Raw genomic sequence first — 22,865 nt, forward strand, 5'->3', positions numbered from 1 at the left:
GTTATTTCTTAATTCGTTTTAAGAACGAGACAAGATTGTCTCGCCAAAAAACAACCGCAGCCCCTGCCAAGGCAAAGACTCCAAGGAAGAACAAGATAATATTAAGCTCTTCACCTGTACGAGGAAGAACCTTTAATTCACCTGTATTCGTTTTAACCGCAACCGTGCCATCAGATTGCTTTACAGCCCCAATTTCAACAGCTTCTTTCAAGACTGGCCCAGCTTCAGTCTGAACCAATACAGCACCATCTTGCGTGCTTAGAATAACATCACCCTTATTCGTCACAATGGGCTCATCAATGACAGGTGTAGTGATAGGTTTAGCTTCACCCGTACTGCTTGCCCCGGTATTTTCTTCAGCTTTAATAGTAGCCTCATCTTTCACAACAGGAGCTGTCACTGTTTCTTCAGTTGGTTTTTCTCCCACGGTTGTTTCAATGGCTGGAGGTGTATTAGGGTCAACCGGTACTTCTTCAGTTGATTCAATCGGTTTATCAGTTTCAATAGTCGTTCCTGATTCCTCAATAGGTTTTTCATCAGGTGTAGGAACAACTTCAGCGGATGAACCTGATTCATTGACAATATTCTCTGTTGTTACAACTTCCTCAATAGGCGCATCAACCGCAACAGTAACCACTGTTTCTGCAGGAGGCACTGGAACAGCCTCATCTGCTTTTACAACTGAAGATAAGCAACCACTTAGCACTAAAGCACTAATCACATAATGTTTTTTCATATTCTTTCCTTTCTTTTTAAACGTCCTAATACAGACGTTGAAGTAGATTGTTTTTCTGATCTAGAATTTGAGAGGATTTTCTTCTTACGAAAATCTACAAATACTGAACGAGATTCTAATGATGTTTTCGTCTTTATCGACGGTGTTGATTGAAACAACGAGGAAGTCGATTCAGAACGAGTAGGAGATTTTAAAGGCTTGACCTTAACTGAAGGGATAGAGCCTGACACTGAAGGTTTCGTTTCAGAATTAAGTTGAGCTTCTGAAGATCTGACCTTGACTGAAGGTACTTTCTGAAGCACTGACTTATCAAATCCTGATGGATCATGAAATTTCAGTGGTTTGGTTTCTGACTTGCGAAACTTCTCTGTTGCTCGTCGGAATTGAATAGCATTATTTAAACGCTTAATTCTCTGTCTGCGATTGGTTAGGTCAAGTCGGCCTGCCGCAATTTTATTTTGAGCAGACAATGATTTTTCCTGATGTTCTCTGCTTTCTAAACTATCTTGACGATAGCCTTTTGACATCAGGTCATGGATTAAAACTTGCCCCTTATGTTTCATATCCGCAATTTTTTGACGTGACTCAGAACGTTTCAAAAACTTAACTTCCTTATCTCTTTCTGTTTTCAAAGAAGCGACTTCAAAACTATCACCAGCACGCATTTTACGATTAACAGAACGATTAGTTGATATATGTTGATACCCCTTAGATACCATATCATAACCAATCTTAGTGCCTGCGGTGGCCAACAACATCCCACCTCTAGTAGGCTTCTGTAACATTTCAAGACCCTTGCTTGCCGTCTGGATTGTCTTCTGCTTAAAGGTATTTAAAATCCGACCAGCAGGCGCTAAACGACCTCTTGTAAATAATCTTCCAATCCAACCTCTAAATCTCCACATCAGATAATAAGTGACAGCACGCATAAATACAGACATGATAATACTTCCACCAAACAACAACAAATAAAAATCATTTAAGGAAGTATTGAACAGCATAAACAGCGTTGAAAAAATACCAACCAAACCAGAGATTAACAACGCACCGGCAACCGTCTTAGAAGTGTTGAAAATCACCTGAGAGAAGAATGGGAAAATAGCTATCAGCAATAAAAATGGTAAAAAGTAAAAGATAAACAATACCGAGGTCTTCAGGAAGAAACCAAAGATAGAAAAGGCAACTAGCACAATACCAAACAAATTAACTTCTACAAACATCACTAATATGTAAGCAAACTTATTCCCTAAAGTACGGATATTTTTAACAATCGGTTCTTCCTTCGTACCAACTACATTCTTAATAAGTTCTCCTAAAATCCTATAATCATCATTACCATCACGATAGCCAAACAGGGCTATAAGCTGATCGTCCGTTAGGTTATATTTACCATCTTTAGACATATCTGCGTTCATACCCTGATAGGGTTTCCACATAACTTCTTCAAAGTAGGTCACAAGCGCCTGATTATCAGATGAACCCGTAAAACCATCCATCACACTTGAGGCTATATCATCTATTGTCGTTGATACACGATTATAGACCATAGACACGCCTGTTTCACCATTGCCAAGCGGGATATAGGCAGCACGAACAAAGGACATGGTAAAGATACCTACAAGCATGATTTTAAAGATTGAACCACGACGGGTCACCTGCATATACAAAGCGTAGAGAAATAAAAAGACAACTGCGTATGGTACAATCGCATTGAATACTGTTTCAAAAAAGGTTGCATTCTGATTGATAACCTTTTCAATCAGATCATCTACCGCACCCGTACCAGCACCCAAAACGTCATATAGCTTAACATAGATTTCAAAGAAGAATTTCGCAAGCCATATCACACCATTAAAGATACTGTTCCATACATAGTCCAAACCGCTTAAAGGATTCCAATCAACATCCAACAACAGTTTTGAACCAATATCAGCTAAATCAATTTCTTGACCGGACTGAATCACATAGAAAGCACCATCTTTATACTCAAACAAGTTTGTACTCATTCCAGCGCCTCCCAACTGTTCTTCTCGTCCTTGGACTTGACCTTGACAGTATCAAACAATCGAGCCATTTCTGGGAAGATAGTACCATCTACTGTCATCCGCTCTTTTCGACCGTAAGTGTCATAGTAGATACATTGGGCCATTGTCATGTTCTGTAGCCACATCTGAGTTTCTTGAGTTATCGGCACTTTGATGAAGTCCAAAACCCTATCCGGATTTTTTTCTTCGTAAAAGGCAAATACCGTACCGAAACCTGTTTCATCTCCACCTGTTTCAATGTCTGCCACTGACTGAGTACCCACTAATAAGAAATTGTTCTGCGACCTACCCAAACGCTTAATATCATTTAGGATTTTTTGACCGGCAGAAGTAGACTTATACAGCCACACCTCATCCATAATCATAAGCGTTTCTTCTGAATGGTCATCAGAGCCAAACTTCTTACAGAAATAGCCAATTGCATATAAGATTACCAGACCGTCACGCTCTGAGTCAGTGATTTCCAATTTTGAAGACTCCAGAGGCAGTTCCAAATTTTTGATACCCACAACTGTAATTTTAGAAGTGGTATCAATACCTTTGTTTTCTCCTCTCGAAAACGCAACGTTTAAAACCGAATCGGTGGACTTAGTAAACAACAGCTCTCCTAAATCACACACTTCCTCAATTTCTGACTTAGCCATCAGTTCAAAGACATGCAGCATACCTCGTTCAAGACCTGCTTCTTTATCAGAATACACTTGGTTCAAAGCCTCAAGGAAACCTTTTTCTTGCTTATCAGACATAGCCGGTTTAATCGTCTTAACCATTGTTGTTGCCAAGGATTTCCCTTCTGCACGATCCAAGAATACAATCGGATCAAGCATGCCCTTGTTCTCTTTGTTTTTAACATCCAGAGAAACAAAATTAAAAGAACGTATGTAGCGAACCAATTCCGGATAGAGGCCTGCCACTTCCAGCTCATCCGCAACTTTTAAGAATTGACCTTTGATTTCATCTTTAGGGTCAATATACAGAGATTTGGTTCTTAGTAGACTGTGATACACAAAAAGCAACTTAAGCAAGAACGACTTTCCAGAGCCTGTATCACCCGTTACGGCAATATGAGGATTGTTTGTCACCTTTCCATGCACATCCTGCTTATTAGCTTCCAAAACATCAGAAAAAACCAAATTAACAGACGAAGCAAGAGCAGCCCGATAATCTCCAAACCAAGACTCAATTTGATTATCAACCTTGCCAAGATAGAAACCGACATCCGTTCCAACTTTTTGACTAACAAAAAAGAGGTTTTCCGCAAAACCTTCAATTGAAATTTTTTGGATGAAGTTCCTATCCGAAAATTCTAACGTCTTACCAAGCATGGTCTTATAAAAGAGGTATACTTGATCTGCATTTGCTTCCAACACACCAACCCCAATAGAGGACAGAGTGCCTCGAAGGATATTTCTTCTAGCTTTTAATTCTTCCAGACTGTCCGCTGTTAGAATCAAAACATGCATATAAGAAATCATTTTTTCACCTGCAGAAATACGTTCTTCAATATCTTCTAACAGATGATGATCCACAACTTGCTTCGTTTTGACTCCATCACCTTCTTTTTCGTTGTCTATCACTGCATTTTTAATCTTATCCTGCGCTCGCTTGGTTTGACCCATTAGCGAAAAATAGCCCTTTGTACTAGGAAACTTAGCTTTAATCTTGCTTTCAACAGAGAAATTTAACTTGTGAATTTCTTCCATCAAATGCAGGTACGACACATTGGTTGGCAACTGGTCAACCGGATAGAAACCAACATAGGACTCCTCGTCTACACTAGACAGCTTCAAGACACTGACATTCTCAAAACTGATATTGACATCATCCAAATTCTGGACAGAACTTTTAACACTCAGAATCTCATAGTCCTTATCATAGTGCATACCACGAAGGTACTGAATACGGTTCAGTAAGATAGACTCTTCCACAGGAATACGAACCGCATTTAGCAAGGTTAAGTGTTTTTCCAGAACCAGCCGCTGCTCATGGTATTTCTTGTGCCAATCGGACGAAATATCTTCTTGTAAGCCCAAGCCTTGAAGAACCACATCTTTTACATGACGGTAGCCCTGCCTCATGACTTCTTTCATATCAACAGAAATATGTAGAGATTTTAGAGGCACTGTCAAATAATGATAATACTCAAACGGCTGACCGTTTGTTTCATAAATGGATTGAATCATCTTATTAAAGATAGTGTTCGCAAGGTCAATATAGACCTCATCATCATCTAAGCGCTCAGATAATTTTTCCATAATGTCAATAATATCCCTTGGCATAGGCACGTCATTGATTTCAAAATCCACATAGGGAATTAAATCGCCCACCACCGCAGAAACAATAGCTTTGGTTTTTTCCTTGCCTTCTGAAGACATAGTATTGGCCACCATAGAAGGAATCCTGTATATGCCAAATACAGAACCATCCCGCATCAATACCAAGTTCTCATGAAAAGCCCAAACGTTACTTTCTTCTAATTTTGTTACTCTCAATTATCTTCTCCTTCCAAGTCATGCCTTTGATAAACCTTACCCTTGTTGATATAAATCTGCCGCTCTTTTCGTCCATAAGTGAAGTAATAGACCAAATAATCTTTGAAATAAAAGGCAAATGGTCTGCCATCTACTTTCAAATCCTCAAGAATACCTGCTACTACCCAAGATGAAAAAACAGTCAGCATGATGTTATAATTCAAGGGTATAAAGCGCATCATCCTAATTAAGAGAAAGAATACAAGCGCTAAGATAGTGAAGTAGACGAACCTTGAGAACTTTACCGCAGAGCTAAAAGTATAAATTTTGGCTATGGATCTAATCCAATGAGGCTGCTCTAATGCCTCTTTGTAGGAAAATAGTTTCTTGTCTTTCATCTACTTCCCCTTTCTTAACTAAAGAAGTCAATAACCGCTTTAGCGAACGGCTCCAAAGCCTGAAGAACCGAAATGACATTGTGCATGATATAATACAGCCCCGCTCCACCTAGAAGAGTTCCAATAGCTAGCGTAGGCTTTTTCTGCTTAAACAAAAAAAAGCCGAAGCCAAAAGCAACTGCCCCTGCCAACAGCGGATCACCAAATTGTTTAATAATATAGTTGTACGTTTCCATATAATTCTATTTCTCCTCTTTTTCGTTATAGCCAAACGGAATACCATGGCTTAATTTTTCAATGAAATATCCATCATCCTTCTGGACAATTTCAAAGCTAAAGTTTTCACTACGAGTATTGCCGACCGTTTCAAAAGTGGCCTGTGCATACACCCGCATAGTGTCTGAGCTTTCATCTACATATGCCCAATCAAGAGTCTTAAATTTCGTAGCAGTTAGAACCGTTACGTCCTTAGCAATCAAATTTAAGTTATCCTGACTAGATACATAGTTCACAAAAAATAAGTTCAAGAAGTCTTTCAAGTCCGAATACTTGTCCGAATTCAGCACATTGTCAGCCTCTAACACCATTTTTTTATCATCTGCTAGTTCTTCTAACTGATTAGACCTAACAGACTGAAAATAAGGCAAATCAGAGATATAATACTTATCCCCAACAACAATATAAGGCACATTAAATTCCACCGCATTATCTAGCCTGCGCACAACATCTTCTGTACCTTCACGAGTCGTTGAGGTGACAGTGTACGAAACCAAATAGGTCGCATGAGTGTCAGTTAATTCTAGTAGCCTGTAAGTATTCAAAACACTTGGCTGCCTTGTATAACCTTGATTTTTTGAAACCACACTGTCCGCATAAAAGCTATCCAGCTTTTCAATCTGAGTGGTCTGTATAGCTGTATCTTCCGAAAAATTGAAATAATAATAAACGAAATTATTTAGGTAATTTTCCAGACGACGATTTTCTGCTGTCTTCTCAGACAATACCTGTCGAACAGGTTCTGTCGGCCTCGTGTTTCTAATCAAATTTGAAACAATAACCAAGAAAGAAAGAAGCACAAACACTACCAAACCAGCCAGAAAAATCCTGTTGTAATTCTTCTGGTTAAAACGCTTCGGTAGAATTTCTTTCTTTTCCTTGCTTTTAATCTTTTTAATCAACTATCTTCTCCTTTCAATTTACTTTGAAATAAAAACCTTGAGATGTATTTAACAGCTCCCCAGATGAAACAAAGGCAACAATGAAATTAACCCAAGTATTTGTTTTGCGAAAAATTCTAATCAAAGTATCCGCATCATAATACTTAGATACTTCTATCATTGCTTCTTCTTCATCCTTGGACAAGAAAGCATAACGATTTGTCAAAATAGATTCAATCGAAAACGAATGGTTACCTAGCATATGACATACTAAGAAATCATTTCCAGAATAAGCTGATTTGATTAAATCCCTAATCCGGTAAGCTTCTTCCAAAGTCAGGATTCTTTCAATTTGCCAGTCTTCAAAACCAACAATCATTAAATCAGAGTTGTAGTCATAGCCTAAATCAACTAAACGCTGCCGAATATCTTCTTCGTTAAATCGCATCAGGTCAACTGGTCTAGGCAGGAATTGACCTGAACCATCCTTATACAATCTAATTTTTGCTAACATGACTAAATCCCTTCCGCTATTCTATTGACCATCTCTAAATCATAAAGTGTAGCCTGTCCAAGAGGAAGTACCTCAACCCCTTCAAAAGCCACAATTTCCACCTCGTCATCATAAGAACAAGAATGTCCAATGGCAGACAACTTACCAAAATAAAACGGAAAGCTAAACCAAGCTTTCCGACCATTTTTAGGATTTCTAATCAATGCTTTCATATTTTATTGTCCTTAATACTTCTTCCATGACTAGTCCTCCGACACAAAATGATAAAATTCTTCCGCAAGTTCATTATAGGCCGCTATGTCACCTTCAATCTTAAAAGCATCACTTGCTTCCAAAAAACCTGAGTCAACCATTTCTTCAAGGTCTTTATGCATTTCACAACACATTTCACCATAGGTCAATTCTTTCAACTTTTCATATGAACGGTTCATAGAGTAGAATTTCTTCTCATCAGAACGTGAATAATCAATTTGATACATTTTTACTGACATAATTTTCTCCTTACCAAAATAAAAAGAGATAGGAAAAACCTATCTCTTGAACTACTTGAACTCTTCTAGTTTGTGTCCAATAGCCGACATAGCCTTGTGAGCTTTCTGTACCTGATTATTCTGATAGTAGAAGCTTTTCAAATGTTGAGCCAACATATCAAGCATGTACGGCGGCAAAGTCAATCCCTCACGATTTTTCAAGAGTCCATTCAACTCCCCAGCTTTTGTCCACGCTTCTTCCCAATTATAGGTCACAAGCGCTTGTGACAATTCCTGAGATACTGCCAACAACTTCTTATCCGCATCTGTACGATTATTTGCCATTTTATTTTACCTTTTTTCTTTCTCATTTTTATTTTTTATCCTATATCCGTATATAAGTTTTAACAGTTGGACTTCTCACCCGATATTCAAAAATCATTGTTCTTTTCCTTTCAATCTTAATCAAACGTTCTTAAATGCTTCAGTAGCTTAAAAGTACTAATCAGGCTTATCATACAAGCACATTGCATCTCAAGCGATTCTAACAACAACTCATCTTGTAATTCTCTACGTTTCCTGATTGCTAAGTTTTTTAGTTCTACTGCATATTCACGTTGTAATTTCTTCAAAGTTTGAGTCAAGCCTCTATCCCCACGATAAGCCCAAAATTTCATCTTTTTAGTAACTTCATCCATCCCTTGTCTTAATTCTAAAAAACGTCCGGATTGTATTTCTGGTTTGTAAAAATAACTTTCAGGCAAATAAAAAACGACCTGCTCAATGATTAGGTCAATATTTTCTATATTTCTAGCTAAATAATCCTCAATTTCATTCAATCAATCCACAACCACCCTTTCTTTAATCATTCCCTCAGGTATTCCTCAATATCTTTCCTAGTGCCTGAACCCAATAAATCCAGAATTTTTTGACCTCGTTCACTGATTTCCCCGGACTCTAATATCATTTCAAGATATTGAGTATTCATTATCTTATCCGCCTCATCAATCAAGGCCAAAGAATCCGCAACTTGAAACATCAGCCACTTGACCGTGCGCTCAATCGAATAAGCTTCAGGACTAACAGATAATTTCAAAGGCTCAACGCCACCAAAAAGGCTTTGCCATTTCTTATCCGGAAGAAATGCGCCATAAGGATTCGTACCGTCATAAACTTGTATTTCCTTGTTAATAATTCCCTTAGCAATTTCTGCAAGGTCAATACCACAGACATACTCCTCAACAGCCTTATGCGCCTTCTCCTGAGAAAATCTCAACTCATACCTGTTCCAAATCCCGAAAACTTCCAAAGACTCACTAAGAGTCATTTTCTCCTTTCTAGCAATCTCATAGCGTTTCTCATAAAAGTTGAAATACAAATTTGATTGACGAGAACCAAAATAAAGCGAAATACCTTGGCCGCCATCATCTGTCAAATCCATTTCATTGACTTTATGAAATAATAACTGTCCACCGCCAATGTGATTCCAAGTTTTCAATTTATCAAACACGACCTGCCCTTGATAGACCCTTGCTATCATGTCCGACAACAGGAAATGCTCAGATTCATTTTCAAATCCTCTATACATTTCATCCATAGCCACATCTAATCGAGTCACTTTCATATCATCACGTTCGAAATAAAGCTTTTGTAAAAAATCAGACCAAGTAAGACCCTCTCTTTCAAATATCAATTCCATTTGACGGCAGCCAGCTCCTGAGAGCTGCAAGGTAATTTGATAGTTTTCTGTTTTTGACTTATCACCAAAATCAAAAATCCAAATGTCACCTCTGCGCCATAAGTGCGTATACATCATCATCTTTGTTTCCTCAGACACAAACTCATCTAGTCTACAACAAAGAAATTTACGACAAAAGAAATCCAAATCCCTTACATGTTTAAATGTAATACGTAAATAGTCAATCATCACTCGTAAATTTCCTTGACTATTAGAAACATACCCCAAAAGCGACTTAATCTCTCTATACTTTTCAACCGTTAACATCCGTCTGCCTTGTTCCCACGACCGGATAGAATCAACAGCTATCCCTGTCAGTTCTGAAAACTGCTTCTGGCTAGTTTTTGTTGATTTTCTCAACGCTATTAAGTGCTTCCCACCGATAAATTTTCCTATAGACAAACCTTAACCCCCTAGTACGTTTTTTTTCGCAAAATTAGTACACTTTAAAAATCGCGGAATCCGTTGAGCCACCTACGATTAGGACTGGTTGGAAACTGCATTTTTTCATTTTCTACCCCCCTATTAGAAATTTGGGGGTCAAATTCAAAAATCCGTAGCCCTTTCCGCCTTCAGGCTTCAGGCTTCGGGCTTCGGGTTCGCTCCGCTCACCCTTGCCCTTGCCCTTGCCCTTGGCTCTCAGAACTACGGATTTTCTCCTTCAAAATAGACCTCAACAGCCTTAGCATAGCTTGGTTGACCCTTTTCAAATTCAGACACTACCCCCTTCAGGATAATTTCCTGCTCCGGTGTCAAACACAAACTATTATCCATCTTTTCAAATTCATGACCTAGGCCGCGTAGAATATCAATAATTTTTCGCAGAACTTTTATATCAAGACCTGTTTCAACCGCATAATCTTTAAGCAATTTCAACTCACTAGACACATCATCCTGTCCTTCATCAAAAACATCAGCTTCATCAGTTTTTAACACTCCCACTTCAGACATACCAAAAACCGAAAACTCCTCACCTTCAAATGGAATTACTGACATAGACTGAAACAACTCAATAAAAGAAAAACCTTCATCAAATGGAACAAACGGTGAGAAAAACTCTTGGGCAATCTCGCCACCATTGGCAATATAGCCACGACCACGAACTTTTTTTCCATTGATTTTATCAATCTTCTTAAATTCTTTATTCCTATTAGCCTCCCCATACATCATGTTATAGCCGGTATCTTCCAAATGACCCACGCTAACACGTTTCATAAAATTATCACGCAATGCTGTTTTCACGTATTCGCCATCAGGACGCTGCATACCCAAAACAACAATCAAACCAGCTTGACGCCCCTTTAAAATTATCTGCGTCAAATATTCCTGAACCAAAGCATATGACTTATAATCATTATCTAAAGTAGCCATAAAAGCGGCCCATTCATCAAAAACAATAAACTTAGGTTTCATACCATAAGCGGAATATCGCTTACCAGGACTAAAATCAGGATGATTAGCCATAGCCTCATAACGCTTATCCATAAACTCAACATTATCTTTCAAACATTGGATCATGTCTTCTTTTTCAAAAAAAACACGGGATTGAAAAACTGGAATATCCTTTAAACCAGTAAAGTCAGATTTCTTAGGATCACAAATATCTACATAAGCAAATTCAGCCAACGCTTTTATCAAAGAGAAAAGTAATACAGTCTTTCCACCACCTGTACCACCAGCAAGCAACAAATGTGGATGCTCATTAAAATCCCAATAAATATTGTCCATCAGACGTATACCTTTATCTGTTAAGACAACATCTCTAACATTTACCCTACCTTCTATCCGGCCAAAAGCAATCGTATAAGATACAAATCCTTTAATAAAGACCTTATCAATAAAGTCACCGTCAAACATAATTTCCAAATCTTTAGCTATGTTTAAAAACTTATCCTGAAATTTATTTCCCTGCAAAATAAAAGTAGCATCCAAGCCATATTTATCACGCTTTACATACACCTTAGGGAATTTCACAGATTTCTTGTCACCAGTCTTTTTCATAAAAAAGTAATTATGCTGATAAAGATAATTTGACAAAACCCGTAGATTATCCAACCTACCAAAAAAAGTTGTTTTAAGATATAAATAGCGATTGAAAATCTCAACCATAATAATAAAAAATAGCAAAATAGCAATAAAAATACCGCTATATAAAATAGGCTCTACCATTATATCCTGATAATGCCAATAACCATATAGACCTAACATAAACAAAAAAGGCAGCAACATTACAAAAAATGTTACTGCCTTAATATGTTGATGAAAAGGACGGACTCGCCATCCTTTGTATACAAACAGCGACCTCAACATACTAACCACCCAATTCTGTTAAATTAGTTGTGGTCTTTTTGTTGTTGCTGCTCAGGCTTTGGTTGATGTTGCAACTTCTGCCCACCAGCCTTTTTGATGCGAGATGCAAATAGCTTGAAATTGTCCTCATAATTGAAACCTGAATAAGTAACAACAACATCTTCCAATTCAACAGGATCACGGAACTGCAAGCCCAAATCTTCAATTTCAGTCGGCAACATATCTGTAATTGTCACAAAATGAGTGCCTTTTTGAGCGCTCAAACGCACACCAACAACAACACCACGAATTTCACCAGTATTGACATTGGATACTGTACCTTGTTCGCGAACTTCATCATAGATAATATCCGCCCCTTCAACACGTCCAAACGTCGTTTCACCCAAAAGAGCCTGAATATCAAGCCCGTCATTTAGAACTCGATAACTCTTGTCAACAATTTGCATCTTTTCTCCAAAATTCAATCCAACTTTAGCCATTATTTACCACCTTTCACGATTTCCAAACCTTTGGCCAAAACATTTAATGCAGGCGCAACAGAAGTTCCATTTACAGCACGGTCAGGATAGAAAAGCGGTTCAATAACCTTCACCTGACAATCAAACGGAAAGACCTCTGCGGTAGCTTCTGTGATAACGTGAAAAATCCCGTGAACAGGCGAGTTCAAGATATGTCGCTGATATTTCCCAGCTTTTCCGTCAACACTTCGAGGTGCATTCCCAAGCCCTTCATAAAAGGCTGTACCAACAAATTCCGGTTTCAATTTAAGAGATTCTCTTAACATATTTTTTCCTACTTTCTTTTTTTTAAAAATTAGCCAGTTTCATGACATAACTAGGTCAATTTTTTTAATTACGTTTTTTAACAAATCCAAGTTGTCCAAGCACAGATAACAGCAGCAAACCAACACCAACAAAAGACAAGCCTAGTGTAGCAGTATCGCCTGTATTGGGAAGAGTAGCAACAGTAGCTTGATTAACTACTTTAGGTGCTTCAGGTTCAATTTTAGGTGTTTCTGGAGTCACAACAGGCTTCTTTTTATAGACATACACAATTTCCTGTGTTTCAGCCACAAAATAACCCACTGGATTTCCTTCAACCAACTTAAATTCATAGCCATCAAAAACTTTTTCAGTTGTTTCATAAGGCTTATCCAAATAGTTGCTAGATTCTTTCCAGTCTTCAAGAATATTACCATTGTCATCCACATAACGAACACGGATCAAACCTTTATCCTTTTCAACATCAAATTTTGACAATTGGAAAGTAACAACTTTAGTTTCCGGACGGTCTTTATAGACCGGCACTTCAGGCACCTTAATAACTTTTGATACCATCATGCTATCACCAAAAAGGGAAAACTGAATACCTGCATCCACCAACTCCCCACTAGCTGTTTTATACGTTCCAGACTTCAAAGGAGAAGTTTTCCCACGAGTACCATCTGCTACCAAATAAGATGCGTAGTGAGTATAGTTAATGCTTCCACTACCAACATACATCAATGTGCCAAGCGGTGCTTTATCAAAATCATTTACAAAAATACCCGCTTTCGTTCCATCATACTGATAACCATCTTTTTCTGACAAACCAGACTCTGATGGAATAAGAGTAGTCAAATGTTTACCATCAAATCGCAAACTTTGAGCTTGCCATGCATCCAAATCACCAGAAATAACAGACACTACCAGATTCAAAACATTACCTTTATCATCCACAAAATCAATGTCTAACGGCAAATACTGACTGTCCAAATAACCAAAAGTAATTGCACCATCACCAGTTTGAGATTTAAAAATACGAAGGCGTTCTGTACCAGTTGTTGACAGGTCTTCAGAAACGGTAAAGACAGCGTTGATATTACCACCTGATTGAGTCTTCCCAAGGTTCGTGATTTTAAAACTAGCTCCTTTCTTCAACCCTTCAACCATATAGATATAACCACCAGCAGCATAATAATCTTCAGCTACTTTGGAATCTTCTCGGACAGTAGCATTTTTCACCTCTACTACCTGAGTGTCATCATTCCAACGGATAGCACCATTGAGAAAGTTTTCGGAGGTATAAGAAGCATTATCAACTAACACCTTAATGCCACCATAATACTGCACAGATTCCTTTTTAGTGTCATCAAATTGACCGTATACAGTGATTCCATCACTAGATACAATCTCTTGAGATTTAGCTTCTTTCAACGCTTCATTGTAAGCTGCTACTTCTTCTGCATATCGCTTATCTTCACTTGCATTATGCACTTCAACAGCAACAATCTCAGCCTGATGAGCTTCAACCGTAGCAACAATAGACTCTGCCTGTTGAGCATAATCTTCTTTCACTGCGTCAACAACATCAGTCACCTTGTTTTTATCAACTAAACCAAGGTCATTTACAGGCAATTCATTCACCTGCACGCCCTCAGTTCCTTTTGCAAGTTCAACGGCAGCATTCAAATCATCCGTGGCCTCTACACTAACAGGAACAGTTTCAATGACTTCAACAACTTCAACTTCTACCGAAGTAGTTGTAATTTCTTCAGCAGAAACTACCGGACTAAGCAAAACAACTCCCGCCAAAACAACGCCACAAACCAAACCAAATCCTTTCAAAAACCGACTATGTTGATGCGCTTTAAAATGATTAGGTTTTTTAACCATATTTTTAAGCATAAAAATAAAACTCACTTTCTTTTTTTAATTAGCCAGTTTAATGACATAACAAGGTCAATTTTTTAATTACCTTTTTTAACAAATCCAAATTGTGCAAGCACAGATAACAACAGCAAACCAATACCAACAAAAGACAAGCCTAATGTAGCAGTATCACCGGTATTAGGAAGAGTAGCAACAGTAGCTTGATTAACTACTTTATGTGCTTCAGATTCAATTTTCAGTGTTTCAGATTTTGTATCAAAAGATTCAATACCTTTTTCCTGCTTTAATTCATCTTCTGCCGTTAAAACAGAAAAAACAGAATTTTTAGCATAAAATCCGTTCCCAACACCTTTCAAATCAGAAATCAAAACCTCCTGACCTAAAATATCTTTCTGAAGTTGATTCAAACAAAGCTTAAATTGATCCAACTCAGCTAAACCAAACAACTTAGATACTTCTAAATCTTTCAAAAGAGTTTCTAAGCTTTGTTTCTTAAGTAACAAAGTTTGATACCCCTGCCGTTTTAATTCCAACTCTCCTTTTACTTTAAGACTATCAACCAATTTAAATGAGCTATCCGTTATGAAAGCTTTAACATCCATCCCTTCATACCGACTCAAAGCATCAGAAGAATTAACAGTCCAAACATACACATCAAACCCTGCATCAATAATTTTTTGAACATTCAAAGGATGTACACCATGCCCAACAGAAGCAATCACCTTTCGCTGCCCATTGTTAAGAGATTGTAAGGTTTCCATCAAATTAGGTCTGAAAGTTCCCGCTAACACTTCCAATTGAGCTTCAGGAGCGAAACTATTAAAGTCCTCAAATTCTTCCCAATAAAATGTTGCCCAGCCTGTTTTATCTTCCATACCATGTTTCTGAGTTATTTCATACAATGCTTTTTTATGCTCAAGATCAAAGTCTTGTTTCAATTCAACATGAATATCAACACCTGATTCTTTAGAAAAAGAAACAAACTCATCAAAAGTCAAAAGCTTCGTACCTCGGAACTCCTCACCCAAGTACAGACCGTAATCAAACTTAGAAAGATAATCAAAGGTATTCTCTGAAATTTTTACCACTTCAGCAATAACAGTACCATCCACATTACGTGCAATACGGTTAATTGTTTCATCATGGTGCATAACAGCCACCCCATCTGCAGTCATCTGAATATCACCTTCCAAATGGGTAAAACCATCTTCTACTGCTTTCTGATAAGCAAGTAAACTAGCTTCAGGAACCACATTATCTCCAGAATTGCCTCGGTGACTTACCATATCCGGTACAGTATTTTCCAGCTCAGTAATTTCCTCACTTAACTTTTCAGCCTCTGATTGCAAGATATTTAATTCATCCTCAGTAGCAACTATTTCTTTTTCAAGTTCCCCAATTGCCGTTTCTTTAGCAGCAATTTCTTTTAAAAGGCCTTCTTCCTCTACTTTTAAATCAAGAAGAGTTTCTTCCTGAACCACAATCTCACTTTCCAAATCAGAGCTTTCTTTAAAAGCTTCTTCCTGAATTGTAGCAGGTACAGTTTTCTGAACATTATCCAACAAGATTCCTTCTTCAGTTCCTTCTTCTGTCAGCTCAGCTTCCTGCTTAAGAGCAGAATCCGTACTTTGACTAACCAAAGATACTTCTTCAGCATTAACTGTATTTGATACAGTCACAAACATTGCCAACACACAAGCTACAAGAACTTTCCCAACTTTCCTAAAACCAAATTTCTGCATTTCTTTCTCACTTTCTCACTTACTATTATTTTGTTAATTTATTTAATTTCCTTTAATTTTTAATCAATCAATACCCCTCTTTCAAACCAACGATTTTTAAAGCGATCTTTTAACTCCGTGTCAAAATAAAAAAGATGACGGCTAAAATATAAGCCATCACCTTTCAAATAAAACGCCAACAAATCATCTTTAAATGTTTCCAAAAACTCTTTTAACGCCCCCATATCACGTTCACTTCTGATATAAGGATATACCGGACTGTATTCTTCTTCAGAATTGTTGATTACAACAACACCCCAAATATACCTATCCGTTTGCATATTACAATCAAAGATTGCTTTCTTTACAATTCTAATTTCACAAATCGAACTCACCTCTCCCTTAAATATTATCGAAGTTATCTTCTCAAAGGAACGGCCGGAGGAATGTAGGGGGGAAAACAACCGCTCCTTTGAGAAGATAACCATATAAACATACAACTTAGCCCTTAATCCATAGTTCCACCTCGAACTAAAGCCCAAGCTCCAACCAATAATAAAATAAAAATAAAAACTAATATCAATAACACTATAAACCTTCCTTAACTCTCATTTCTATTTTCTCTCATTCTTTTTAAAGCAACAGATAAAAGACTATCTGGGAAAAGATAATCTCCAACACAACATTTTTCAACAATTGAAAGATAATTTTTATTAGATGTTGTAACAATTTCTTCAACTCTATCAGAACCAATATCTTTTAATTGATAAACCCAACCACCGATAATCACTTTCAACAAAGAAAGTTCATAACAACTTCCATCTAAACCATTAATTTTTAATAAATTAAGATTAACTCTTTCCACTGTATAAAGAACATCAGGTAGAGATTCAACGAACATTTTTTCTTCTTTTACAACACCTATATGTATTGCCAACTCATCCTTAAATCGTTCAGGAAAAGACTCTCTATCTTTATATAACTTTTTTAAACGTCCATCCAATATATTTAACAACATTTTTTTCGCAGGAGCCATTTCAAGTGTTTCTCCCAAAAATTTAACATCTTCCTGCTTAAAGCTGATCTGATCAAAAACATCTACCTTTGCACCTAACAACATACCTTTCTTTTTTTCTTTAAAAAATTTCATAAAATTTCCTTCCTAATGGACATTTTTCAAATTGTCCATATCAATAGACATTGTTTAAACTTATCAATAATCTCATAAACAAGATCTGGATGTAAGATACTATCCAAAATTGCAACTAAAATAATAATACAAACAGTAGTCAAAAAAGCTAACACCGCTTCTTTGTTTTGCTTACTTAATTCTTCATCTTCATCCACAACATTCTCTCCAATCCTTTGAGTGATACAAATACATGTAAAACCATTGTTTTTAAATTGATAAAATTCTACTTGGGAAATATCCAACCCCAAGAAATTCTCCTGCATAGCGGATAATGTTTTCTTCTCAAGAATATCCTCAGGTCTTCCAGTGAAAACCTCTGTTGTGACATAACCATTATAAAAATCATCATACTCAGCAACTTCTAAACGAACATCTGACATCACTTGTTTTAGAAAATCTTTTATTTTCATTCCTCAAACCAACCTATTCCATAAAAAACCATTCTAATTTTTCAATAAAAAGTTTAAGTATTTCATTCGTTACATCCGGATAAAGAATCATAAATACAGCAAATAAAATCATTGTAATAGTGAACAAAATATAACAAAAAAACCACATTTCACTATCAAATTCTTCATTCCCCTTAAAATCAGTCATATATAATCTCCTTTACCTTTCTTTAGTTTTATACTTAAAAAGAGTAAATTTCATCTGTCATTCTCCTCAAATCTATACTCAACAACCTTATTTTTAGAGCTTTCTAACATGGCTAATTTTTTCCACATATTTTTAGTATGTTTTACTCTCCATAGTGGGAGAAATCCAAACAAATATAATCTACCAACATAGATAGTACTATTATCATTATCTTTCTTCATCGTATTTCCTCCATTTTCACACTATACAACCGCTGCCCTCTGTACTTCCGCTCAAGGTCTGCTTTGCACTTAAAATCAGTCATATCTCCCACACCTTCCTTCAATACCTTATCTAAAATTGAACAGGCACTACCCTAATACAGATAATGCCCGATTGATTTCTTCTATATGCAATTTCAAACGACTTCCTGATCTACCCTTCTTAACTGCACGACTATAACAATCTTCTAAATACTCTTTTTCTTCCAACAAATCTGCCCTAATAGAATCCATGATGGCTTCCTCGTTATCCTCTAAACTAAACAAACCCCTATACCCCATAGAATTTCCCATGAAAGATAGATCCGATTTTGAGAAGGTCTGGCCTTCATAACTACTGTACCATGTGGCCTTATCAGCTTCTTCAGTCATACGGTATTGTTTCGCTGTTTCCTTAACTTCTACCGATCCATAATGCCATGTAAATTCACCTGTCAAGACACCATGTTCCAGCACTCCTAAATACAACATTCTCATTGTAGCCATATATAATCTCCTTTACCTTTCTTTAGTTTCATACTTAAAAAGAGTAACAATCATAACTGTTACCCCTTTTAAATATAAATAATCACATATCGTAAAAATAAACATATCGTAAAAACAAAAAAGACGGCTTATGTTTAATAAACCGTCTAAACGTTCAAATACTACGCTCATATCTTCGCATAGTTTCACCTTTTGTGTATAACAAAAAAGCTACTACTTCGGATAAGTCACGAAATTACTTCTCACCTTACCCATAGCAAGTCCTGAAAGACTCACATACCGCCCGCAGTTCCTGCTTTACCATCTCCCAATGTCACACAGGCTTTGCCTCCACCTACTTTCTTTCGGTAGCAGTTCTAGTTTTTCGCTCTACACAGGTTAACTAGCATAAACCTTAGATTGTCCTAAAACCAAGTAATAATTGACAGTGACTTAAAACTAATGTATAATGAATTTGGTACAATTCGTGTGTTAGTTCAGCCAGTCTAGTACAGGTTGTCTGACGCACTTTTTATTTATTATTTTCAATGTACAATTCAAAATTGTAAGGAGATAATAATGAATATTTTTCATATGTTCATTTCTGCAATCATTTCTAATATTGTCAGATATTATTTTGATTGGCTTTTGAACAAAATAAACAAAAATTAAATCCTTCTAGCTTTAATAGCTAGAATCATACAACCAAGAGAATGGTTTTGATTGTATGATTGTAACTATTAAGGGAGATTAAAGATTTGACTGTAACTGAGAATATAATTAGTACCTTTAAAAATCATAAAATCGATTTCATAAACGCTTATAAAGTAGGGAATCCAGATGCTCTTGATGAACCCTTGAATTCCCTTAAAAGCGATTTAAAAGAATATATAAATTCTGATTCTACTATCAATCCGGATGAAGAAATTCTACATGAACTGATTAACTACTTCAGTTCCAAATTAAGAGCTTTTACTGAAGATAGAGATGAACCTCAATTTAACCGTTATTACGAATGGTTCTGTGATGAGTTTTCCAAGGAACTTACTCAGGATTAACTGCAGATGCAATCATTTCATCTGATAACTCTCTCATTGCTCGTTTAAACTCATCAATAATTTTTTGACCTCGTTCAATGTATTTGTTGTAATTCTCTGCGTTGTTTCTAACCGTTTCCTTAATACTGTTTGGAAGTTCAAATTCTCCTTGTTTTAGAGAAACAAAATTTGTTACATGTAGAAATTGTATAGCTAGATAAATTTTCCCTTTTTCATACTCACTCAAAGCTGCGTGAGTTGAAATATCTACTTTATTTTCCATTCTCTTTTTTTCCTTTACTTTTTATTTTCCAACATATTTTCATATGTTATAATTGTTTTTATTATCCCGTTGGGATATTTATAGTATATCTCATTGAGATATTTTTGTCAACACTTTTTTTCACTTAATTCAAAAAAATTTTGAAAGGCACAATTTATGTTTGCTGAACGCCTTAAACAACTTCGCAAAGAATCAGGTTTGACCCAAAAACAAGTTGCTGAATCTTTACAAGTTGCTCAAAACTCTTACTCTAACTGGGAAAAAGGTATTAGAACGCCTCTCAATCCAACAATAGATAAATTAGCCGAGCTTTTTAATGTTTCTAGTGAATACTTGAAAGGAAACTCTGATATTCGCAATCCTGAAGAAGACATCGACTTATCCGATTTTGAAATTCTCTACCGCAACACTTCCAAAGGATTATCTGATGAAGATAAAGCACAGCTAGAAGTTGACTTAAAAAAGTTTCTGCTTGAACGACAGCGTTTAATCAACGCAAGAGAGAAGGCAAGAAACAGTGACTAAACAACGCATCACATCCATTGCTCAAAATTATATCTATAAATACATGAAAATGAATGATATTAAAACACACCAATATTCTTATCATTCATTTTTTCATTATATGACAAACAAACTTGATATTCTTGTCATGGAACACAACCTACATAATGATATAGCCGGTCTGTCTATCATAGACAAGCACGGCCACTCATCCATTTCTTATCAAAAAGCGCATCACCCGCACCGGCAAAATTTCACAAAATGCCACGAGTTAGGACACTTTCTACTAGAACATGAAGGATCAGTTTTTACATTCTCACATGAACAATCTCCGCAAGAATCGGAAGCCAATCTTTTTGCTGGACAAATCCTCGCTCCTGACATCATCCTATACGGAAAAATTGTTAAAGACAACAAGACTTTTCAAGAAATATTAAAAGACCTTGAAATCTCATCAGAAACCTTAAAAATTAGACTAACACAGCTCTTAAGTGACAACAGTACCATATCCCCAAAAACAATCGAAACAATCATCCAAGACTATCTCACACTCAAAAATAATAACCTTAAAGGCTTTCTGGAAGAAATATCCTCTAAGATTATTCTGGACTATCAGAACGTCAAAATAGACCCGTTAGAGCATTTAGAATACCTACTAGAATTTAATGACATAGTAACCAGCTTACAAGTGCCAGAACTATCTAAACCATCCTTTAAAAATAAGCTACCAACTCACCTCTCCCTTCAACATTATTGGGGAAAAGGCATTGAAATATATTATTGTTACAACAATCAAAAACTGACTGCTGCAAAAGCAAAAAAGAACGCTAAAAATATTTGGTTTTCTCTTGCTTATTGATACTTCTTTTACGAATTAAAAAGTAAGAGGTGATAATTATGTATAACTATGATAATGTCTTACAAATCTTTGAAGAAGCAATTAAAAATGGTACACTTACAACAGGCAATGTTAAAATCGTAAGAAAAACATTCCCCGGAACTAACTACCTAGCTATTTTTGATTATATATTAGACAACGAAACCATAAGTCCAAATGATGAACTAATTTCAATAGAACCATTAGAAAAAATACTGGAAGAACTAAAACAATATCAAACAGAAAAAGACTAGATAAAATTCTAGTCTTTTAAAGTCGCTTCATATTCAGCATAAATTTCTTCGTACTTTTTCGTACCTAACTTTACAAATGTATTTCCATTGAAACTCAAAACATCATCTTGAAAAACATATGGATAACTAACGCCTTCAAAAATCAAAATCTTCTTGTCTTCATCAATACTAAACGTGTCCCCCTCTAAAGTTCCCTGAACGCCTTCAATTGATATTTTTTCAACTTCTGATACCGTCATTTCGTTAGTATTAGAAGATATAGCATACCTATGATATTCACCATCAAGACTTTGTTTGCTGCCACAAGCAACCAAAACAAACAGTGACATCATTACAACAAATAGACCTAAAATCTTTTTCATATTTATTCTCCTCTACTAGATAAAAAACTGCTAAGACCATCAATATCCCGTTTTGTTAAATGCCCTACAATTCTAATAACAAACTTATTTCTATTGACTCGCATAGGTGGTTTAATATCAACCCACGAAGACATATTCAAACCAGCTCTTTCCCAGTCCTTTATTTCATAATACTTTTGTTGGATATATTCTGATTTATTAAAGAACTTACTAGTTATCCGCCTTACTACAATTGTTTCTCCATCAACAGCAGTAACAACCATTGGACGAGTTTTACCACCTGTGCCATCTGCGTAACGCACATAGGATATTACAACATCAAATTCCCGTACTTCCATACCAGACCCCTATCATTCCTCTAAAAGCCACAATAGATGCTCTGGGTTATCACTATCAAAATCAACAGCTCTAGCTTTGTCATATTCAGCAATAAATTGTTTTGCCTTTAAAAGTCGTTCCTCACTTATATATGTTCCGTTTTCATCAAAATTTGTTTCATCTTCTTTTTTACGCAAATCAAAAGGTAATCCCTGAACCTCTAAACTTTTATGAAGAAACATAACAAACGCTTCTTGTGTACTTGTTCCTAGAGAAGCATAAAGCTTTGATACATTATCTAATAAGTCAGAATCAACTCTTTTTGAAAAAATCTTAGTAGCCATCTCTGTACCTCTCTTGTTAATTGTATATCAATTGTATCACTTTTACTTATCAAACGCAAACAAAATACTATAAAATACATATCAAAAAACATTAGTAGTTTCACTAACATTCTTTGATATATATCTCAAATTTGTTCTACATTTGGTCAAAATTTGGTCAA

The 22,865-nt window shown here is 36.2% G+C and carries 32 protein-coding genes; 4 read left to right on the forward strand and 28 right to left on the reverse strand.

The genetic code is table 11. The features are described from left to right. Position 1: 1 nt before the first annotated feature. From INT76_RS06700 to INT76_RS06810, 24 genes are all read right to left on the reverse strand, one after another. Complete coding sequence (locus INT76_RS06700; RefSeq protein ID WP_212569721.1) at positions 2–736, reverse strand: LPXTG cell wall anchor domain-containing protein; 735 nt, start codon at positions 734–736, stop codon at positions 2–4. Next, complete coding sequence (locus INT76_RS06705) at positions 733–2,742, reverse strand: MFS transporter (protein WP_212569722.1); 2,010 nt, start codon at positions 2,740–2,742, stop codon at positions 733–735. Before INT76_RS06705 ends, INT76_RS06700 begins: the two co-directional genes overlap by 4 nt. Further along, positions 2,739–5,273 (reverse strand): ATP-binding protein, encoded by a 2,535-nt coding sequence (locus INT76_RS06710; RefSeq protein ID WP_212569723.1) that lies wholly within the window; start codon positions 5,271–5,273, stop codon positions 2,739–2,741. Before INT76_RS06710 ends, INT76_RS06705 begins: the two co-directional genes overlap by 4 nt. After that, positions 5,270–5,650, reverse strand: coding sequence for a TcpE family conjugal transfer membrane protein (locus INT76_RS06715; RefSeq protein ID WP_212569724.1), 381 nt, complete (start codon positions 5,648–5,650; stop codon positions 5,270–5,272). Before INT76_RS06715 ends, INT76_RS06710 begins: the two co-directional genes overlap by 4 nt. Before the next feature lie 14 nt (positions 5,651–5,664). Further along, positions 5,665–5,886, reverse strand: coding sequence for a hypothetical protein (locus tag INT76_RS06720; RefSeq protein ID WP_212569725.1), 222 nt, complete (start codon positions 5,884–5,886; stop codon positions 5,665–5,667). A 6-nt stretch (positions 5,887–5,892) separates the two neighbouring features. Then, positions 5,893–6,828: a conjugal transfer protein gene (locus INT76_RS06725; RefSeq protein WP_212569726.1), complete on the reverse strand. Its 936-nt coding sequence runs from the start codon at positions 6,826–6,828 to the stop codon at positions 5,893–5,895. Between the two features lie 13 nt (positions 6,829–6,841). After that, complete coding sequence (locus tag INT76_RS06730) at positions 6,842–7,321, reverse strand: hypothetical protein (protein WP_212569727.1); 480 nt, start codon at positions 7,319–7,321, stop codon at positions 6,842–6,844. A gap of 2 nt (positions 7,322–7,323) precedes the next feature. Then, positions 7,324–7,533 (reverse strand): hypothetical protein, encoded by a 210-nt coding sequence (locus INT76_RS06735; RefSeq protein ID WP_212569728.1) that lies wholly within the window; start codon positions 7,531–7,533, stop codon positions 7,324–7,326. Positions 7,534–7,563: 30 nt separating this feature from the next. Then, a complete protein-coding gene (locus tag INT76_RS06740) occupies positions 7,564–7,812 on the reverse strand; it encodes a hypothetical protein (RefSeq protein ID WP_212569729.1) in 249 nt (82 codons plus the stop codon). 51 nt (positions 7,813–7,863) lie between these two features. Next, a complete protein-coding gene (locus INT76_RS06745) occupies positions 7,864–8,136 on the reverse strand; it encodes a hypothetical protein (RefSeq protein WP_212569730.1) in 273 nt (90 codons plus the stop codon). A 116-nt stretch (positions 8,137–8,252) separates the two neighbouring features. Then, complete coding sequence (locus INT76_RS06750) at positions 8,253–8,630, reverse strand: hypothetical protein (RefSeq protein WP_212569731.1); 378 nt, start codon at positions 8,628–8,630, stop codon at positions 8,253–8,255. Positions 8,631–8,656: 26 nt separating this feature from the next. After that, positions 8,657–9,931: a replication initiation factor domain-containing protein gene (locus tag INT76_RS06755; protein ID WP_212569732.1), complete on the reverse strand. Its 1,275-nt coding sequence runs from the start codon at positions 9,929–9,931 to the stop codon at positions 8,657–8,659. Positions 9,932–10,174: 243 nt separating this feature from the next. Next, positions 10,175–11,698 carry an FtsK/SpoIIIE domain-containing protein gene (locus tag INT76_RS06760; RefSeq protein WP_346267589.1) on the reverse strand — a complete coding sequence of 508 codons (1,524 nt, stop codon included), beginning with the start codon at positions 11,696–11,698 and terminating at the stop codon, positions 10,175–10,177. Positions 11,699–11,862: 164 nt separating this feature from the next. Further along, positions 11,863–12,318 carry a conjugal transfer protein gene (locus INT76_RS06765; RefSeq protein WP_212569733.1) on the reverse strand — a complete coding sequence of 152 codons (456 nt, stop codon included), beginning with the start codon at positions 12,316–12,318 and terminating at the stop codon, positions 11,863–11,865. Continuing rightward, the gene (locus INT76_RS06770) at positions 12,318–12,623 is read right to left on the reverse strand and encodes a cytoplasmic protein (RefSeq protein ID WP_212569734.1); all 306 of its coding nucleotides are present in this window, start codon (positions 12,621–12,623) and stop codon (positions 12,318–12,320) included. Before INT76_RS06770 ends, INT76_RS06765 begins: the two co-directional genes overlap by 1 nt. Positions 12,624–12,687: 64 nt before the next feature. Further along, entirely contained in the window at positions 12,688–14,505 is a 1,818-nt protein-coding gene (locus tag INT76_RS06775) for a MucBP domain-containing protein (protein WP_212569735.1), read from the reverse strand. A 62-nt stretch (positions 14,506–14,567) separates the two neighbouring features. After that, the gene (locus INT76_RS06780; protein ID WP_212569736.1) at positions 14,568–16,232 is read right to left on the reverse strand and encodes a glycerophosphodiester phosphodiesterase family protein; all 1,665 of its coding nucleotides are present in this window, start codon (positions 16,230–16,232) and stop codon (positions 14,568–14,570) included. 59 nt (positions 16,233–16,291) lie between these two features. Next, positions 16,292–16,699 (reverse strand): hypothetical protein, encoded by a 408-nt coding sequence (locus INT76_RS06785; protein ID WP_212569737.1) that lies wholly within the window; start codon positions 16,697–16,699, stop codon positions 16,292–16,294. Positions 16,700–16,812: 113 nt separating this feature from the next. After that, entirely contained in the window at positions 16,813–17,361 is a 549-nt protein-coding gene (locus tag INT76_RS06790; RefSeq protein ID WP_212569738.1) for a hypothetical protein, read from the reverse strand. Positions 17,362–17,387: 26 nt separating this feature from the next. Continuing rightward, a complete protein-coding gene (locus INT76_RS06795) occupies positions 17,388–17,813 on the reverse strand; it encodes a hypothetical protein (RefSeq protein ID WP_212569739.1) in 426 nt (141 codons plus the stop codon). Between the two features lie 13 nt (positions 17,814–17,826). Beyond that, positions 17,827–18,000: a hypothetical protein gene (locus tag INT76_RS06800; RefSeq protein WP_212569740.1), complete on the reverse strand. Its 174-nt coding sequence runs from the start codon at positions 17,998–18,000 to the stop codon at positions 17,827–17,829. Positions 18,001–18,050: 50 nt separating this feature from the next. After that, on the reverse strand, positions 18,051–18,221 hold the full coding sequence (locus INT76_RS06805; RefSeq protein WP_212569741.1) for a hypothetical protein: 171 nt from the start codon (positions 18,219–18,221) through the stop codon (positions 18,051–18,053). Continuing rightward, complete coding sequence (locus INT76_RS11250; RefSeq protein ID WP_428843990.1) at positions 18,218–18,304, reverse strand: DUF7204 family protein; 87 nt, start codon at positions 18,302–18,304, stop codon at positions 18,218–18,220. Before INT76_RS11250 ends, INT76_RS06805 begins: the two co-directional genes overlap by 4 nt. A 46-nt stretch (positions 18,305–18,350) precedes the next feature. Then, positions 18,351–18,746 (reverse strand): hypothetical protein, encoded by a 396-nt coding sequence (locus INT76_RS06810; protein WP_212569742.1) that lies wholly within the window; start codon positions 18,744–18,746, stop codon positions 18,351–18,353. Between the two features lie 737 nt (positions 18,747–19,483). Between INT76_RS06810 and INT76_RS06815 the strand changes: the two genes are divergently transcribed. Next, a complete protein-coding gene (locus INT76_RS06815) occupies positions 19,484–19,783 on the forward strand; it encodes a hypothetical protein (protein ID WP_212569743.1) in 300 nt (99 codons plus the stop codon). Here the strand turns inward: INT76_RS06815 and INT76_RS06820 are convergent. Continuing rightward, a complete protein-coding gene (locus INT76_RS06820; RefSeq protein ID WP_212569744.1) occupies positions 19,770–20,045 on the reverse strand; it encodes a hypothetical protein in 276 nt (91 codons plus the stop codon). The two genes, INT76_RS06815 and INT76_RS06820, sit on opposite strands and share 14 nt — an antisense overlap. A gap of 156 nt (positions 20,046–20,201) precedes the next feature. On the opposite strand from INT76_RS06820, the gene INT76_RS06825 reads away from it, so the two are divergent. From INT76_RS06825 to INT76_RS06835, 3 genes are read left to right on the forward strand one after another with little or no spacing between them, the layout of a single operon-like run. Beyond that, on the forward strand, positions 20,202–20,570 hold the full coding sequence (locus INT76_RS06825) for a helix-turn-helix domain-containing protein (protein WP_212569745.1): 369 nt from the start codon (positions 20,202–20,204) through the stop codon (positions 20,568–20,570). Further along, positions 20,563–21,408 (forward strand): ImmA/IrrE family metallo-endopeptidase, encoded by an 846-nt coding sequence (locus INT76_RS06830; RefSeq protein ID WP_212569746.1) that lies wholly within the window; start codon positions 20,563–20,565, stop codon positions 21,406–21,408. The genes INT76_RS06825 and INT76_RS06830 overlap by 8 nt, the downstream gene beginning before the upstream one ends. Positions 21,409–21,446: 38 nt before the next feature. Further along, the gene (locus INT76_RS06835; protein WP_212569747.1) at positions 21,447–21,680 is read left to right on the forward strand and encodes a competence regulator inhibitor paratox; all 234 of its coding nucleotides are present in this window, start codon (positions 21,447–21,449) and stop codon (positions 21,678–21,680) included. Between the two features lie 8 nt (positions 21,681–21,688). Here INT76_RS06835 and INT76_RS06840 read toward each other — a convergent pair whose 3' ends face one another. The 3 genes from INT76_RS06840 to INT76_RS06850 are packed head-to-tail and all read right to left on the reverse strand — an operon-like array spanning position 21,689 to position 22,704. Beyond that, positions 21,689–22,042, reverse strand: coding sequence for a hypothetical protein (locus INT76_RS06840; protein ID WP_212569748.1), 354 nt, complete (start codon positions 22,040–22,042; stop codon positions 21,689–21,691). A 2-nt stretch (positions 22,043–22,044) separates the two neighbouring features. Further along, complete coding sequence (locus INT76_RS06845; RefSeq protein WP_212569749.1) at positions 22,045–22,380, reverse strand: hypothetical protein; 336 nt, start codon at positions 22,378–22,380, stop codon at positions 22,045–22,047. Between the two features lie 12 nt (positions 22,381–22,392). Next, positions 22,393–22,704: a type II toxin-antitoxin system RelB/DinJ family antitoxin gene (locus tag INT76_RS06850; protein ID WP_212569750.1), complete on the reverse strand. Its 312-nt coding sequence runs from the start codon at positions 22,702–22,704 to the stop codon at positions 22,393–22,395. Positions 22,705–22,865: the final 161 nt, after the last annotated feature.

The sequence above is a fragment of the Streptococcus oriscaviae genome, assembly GCF_018137985.1.
GTDB lineage: Bacteria > Bacillota > Bacilli > Lactobacillales > Streptococcaceae > Streptococcus > Streptococcus oriscaviae.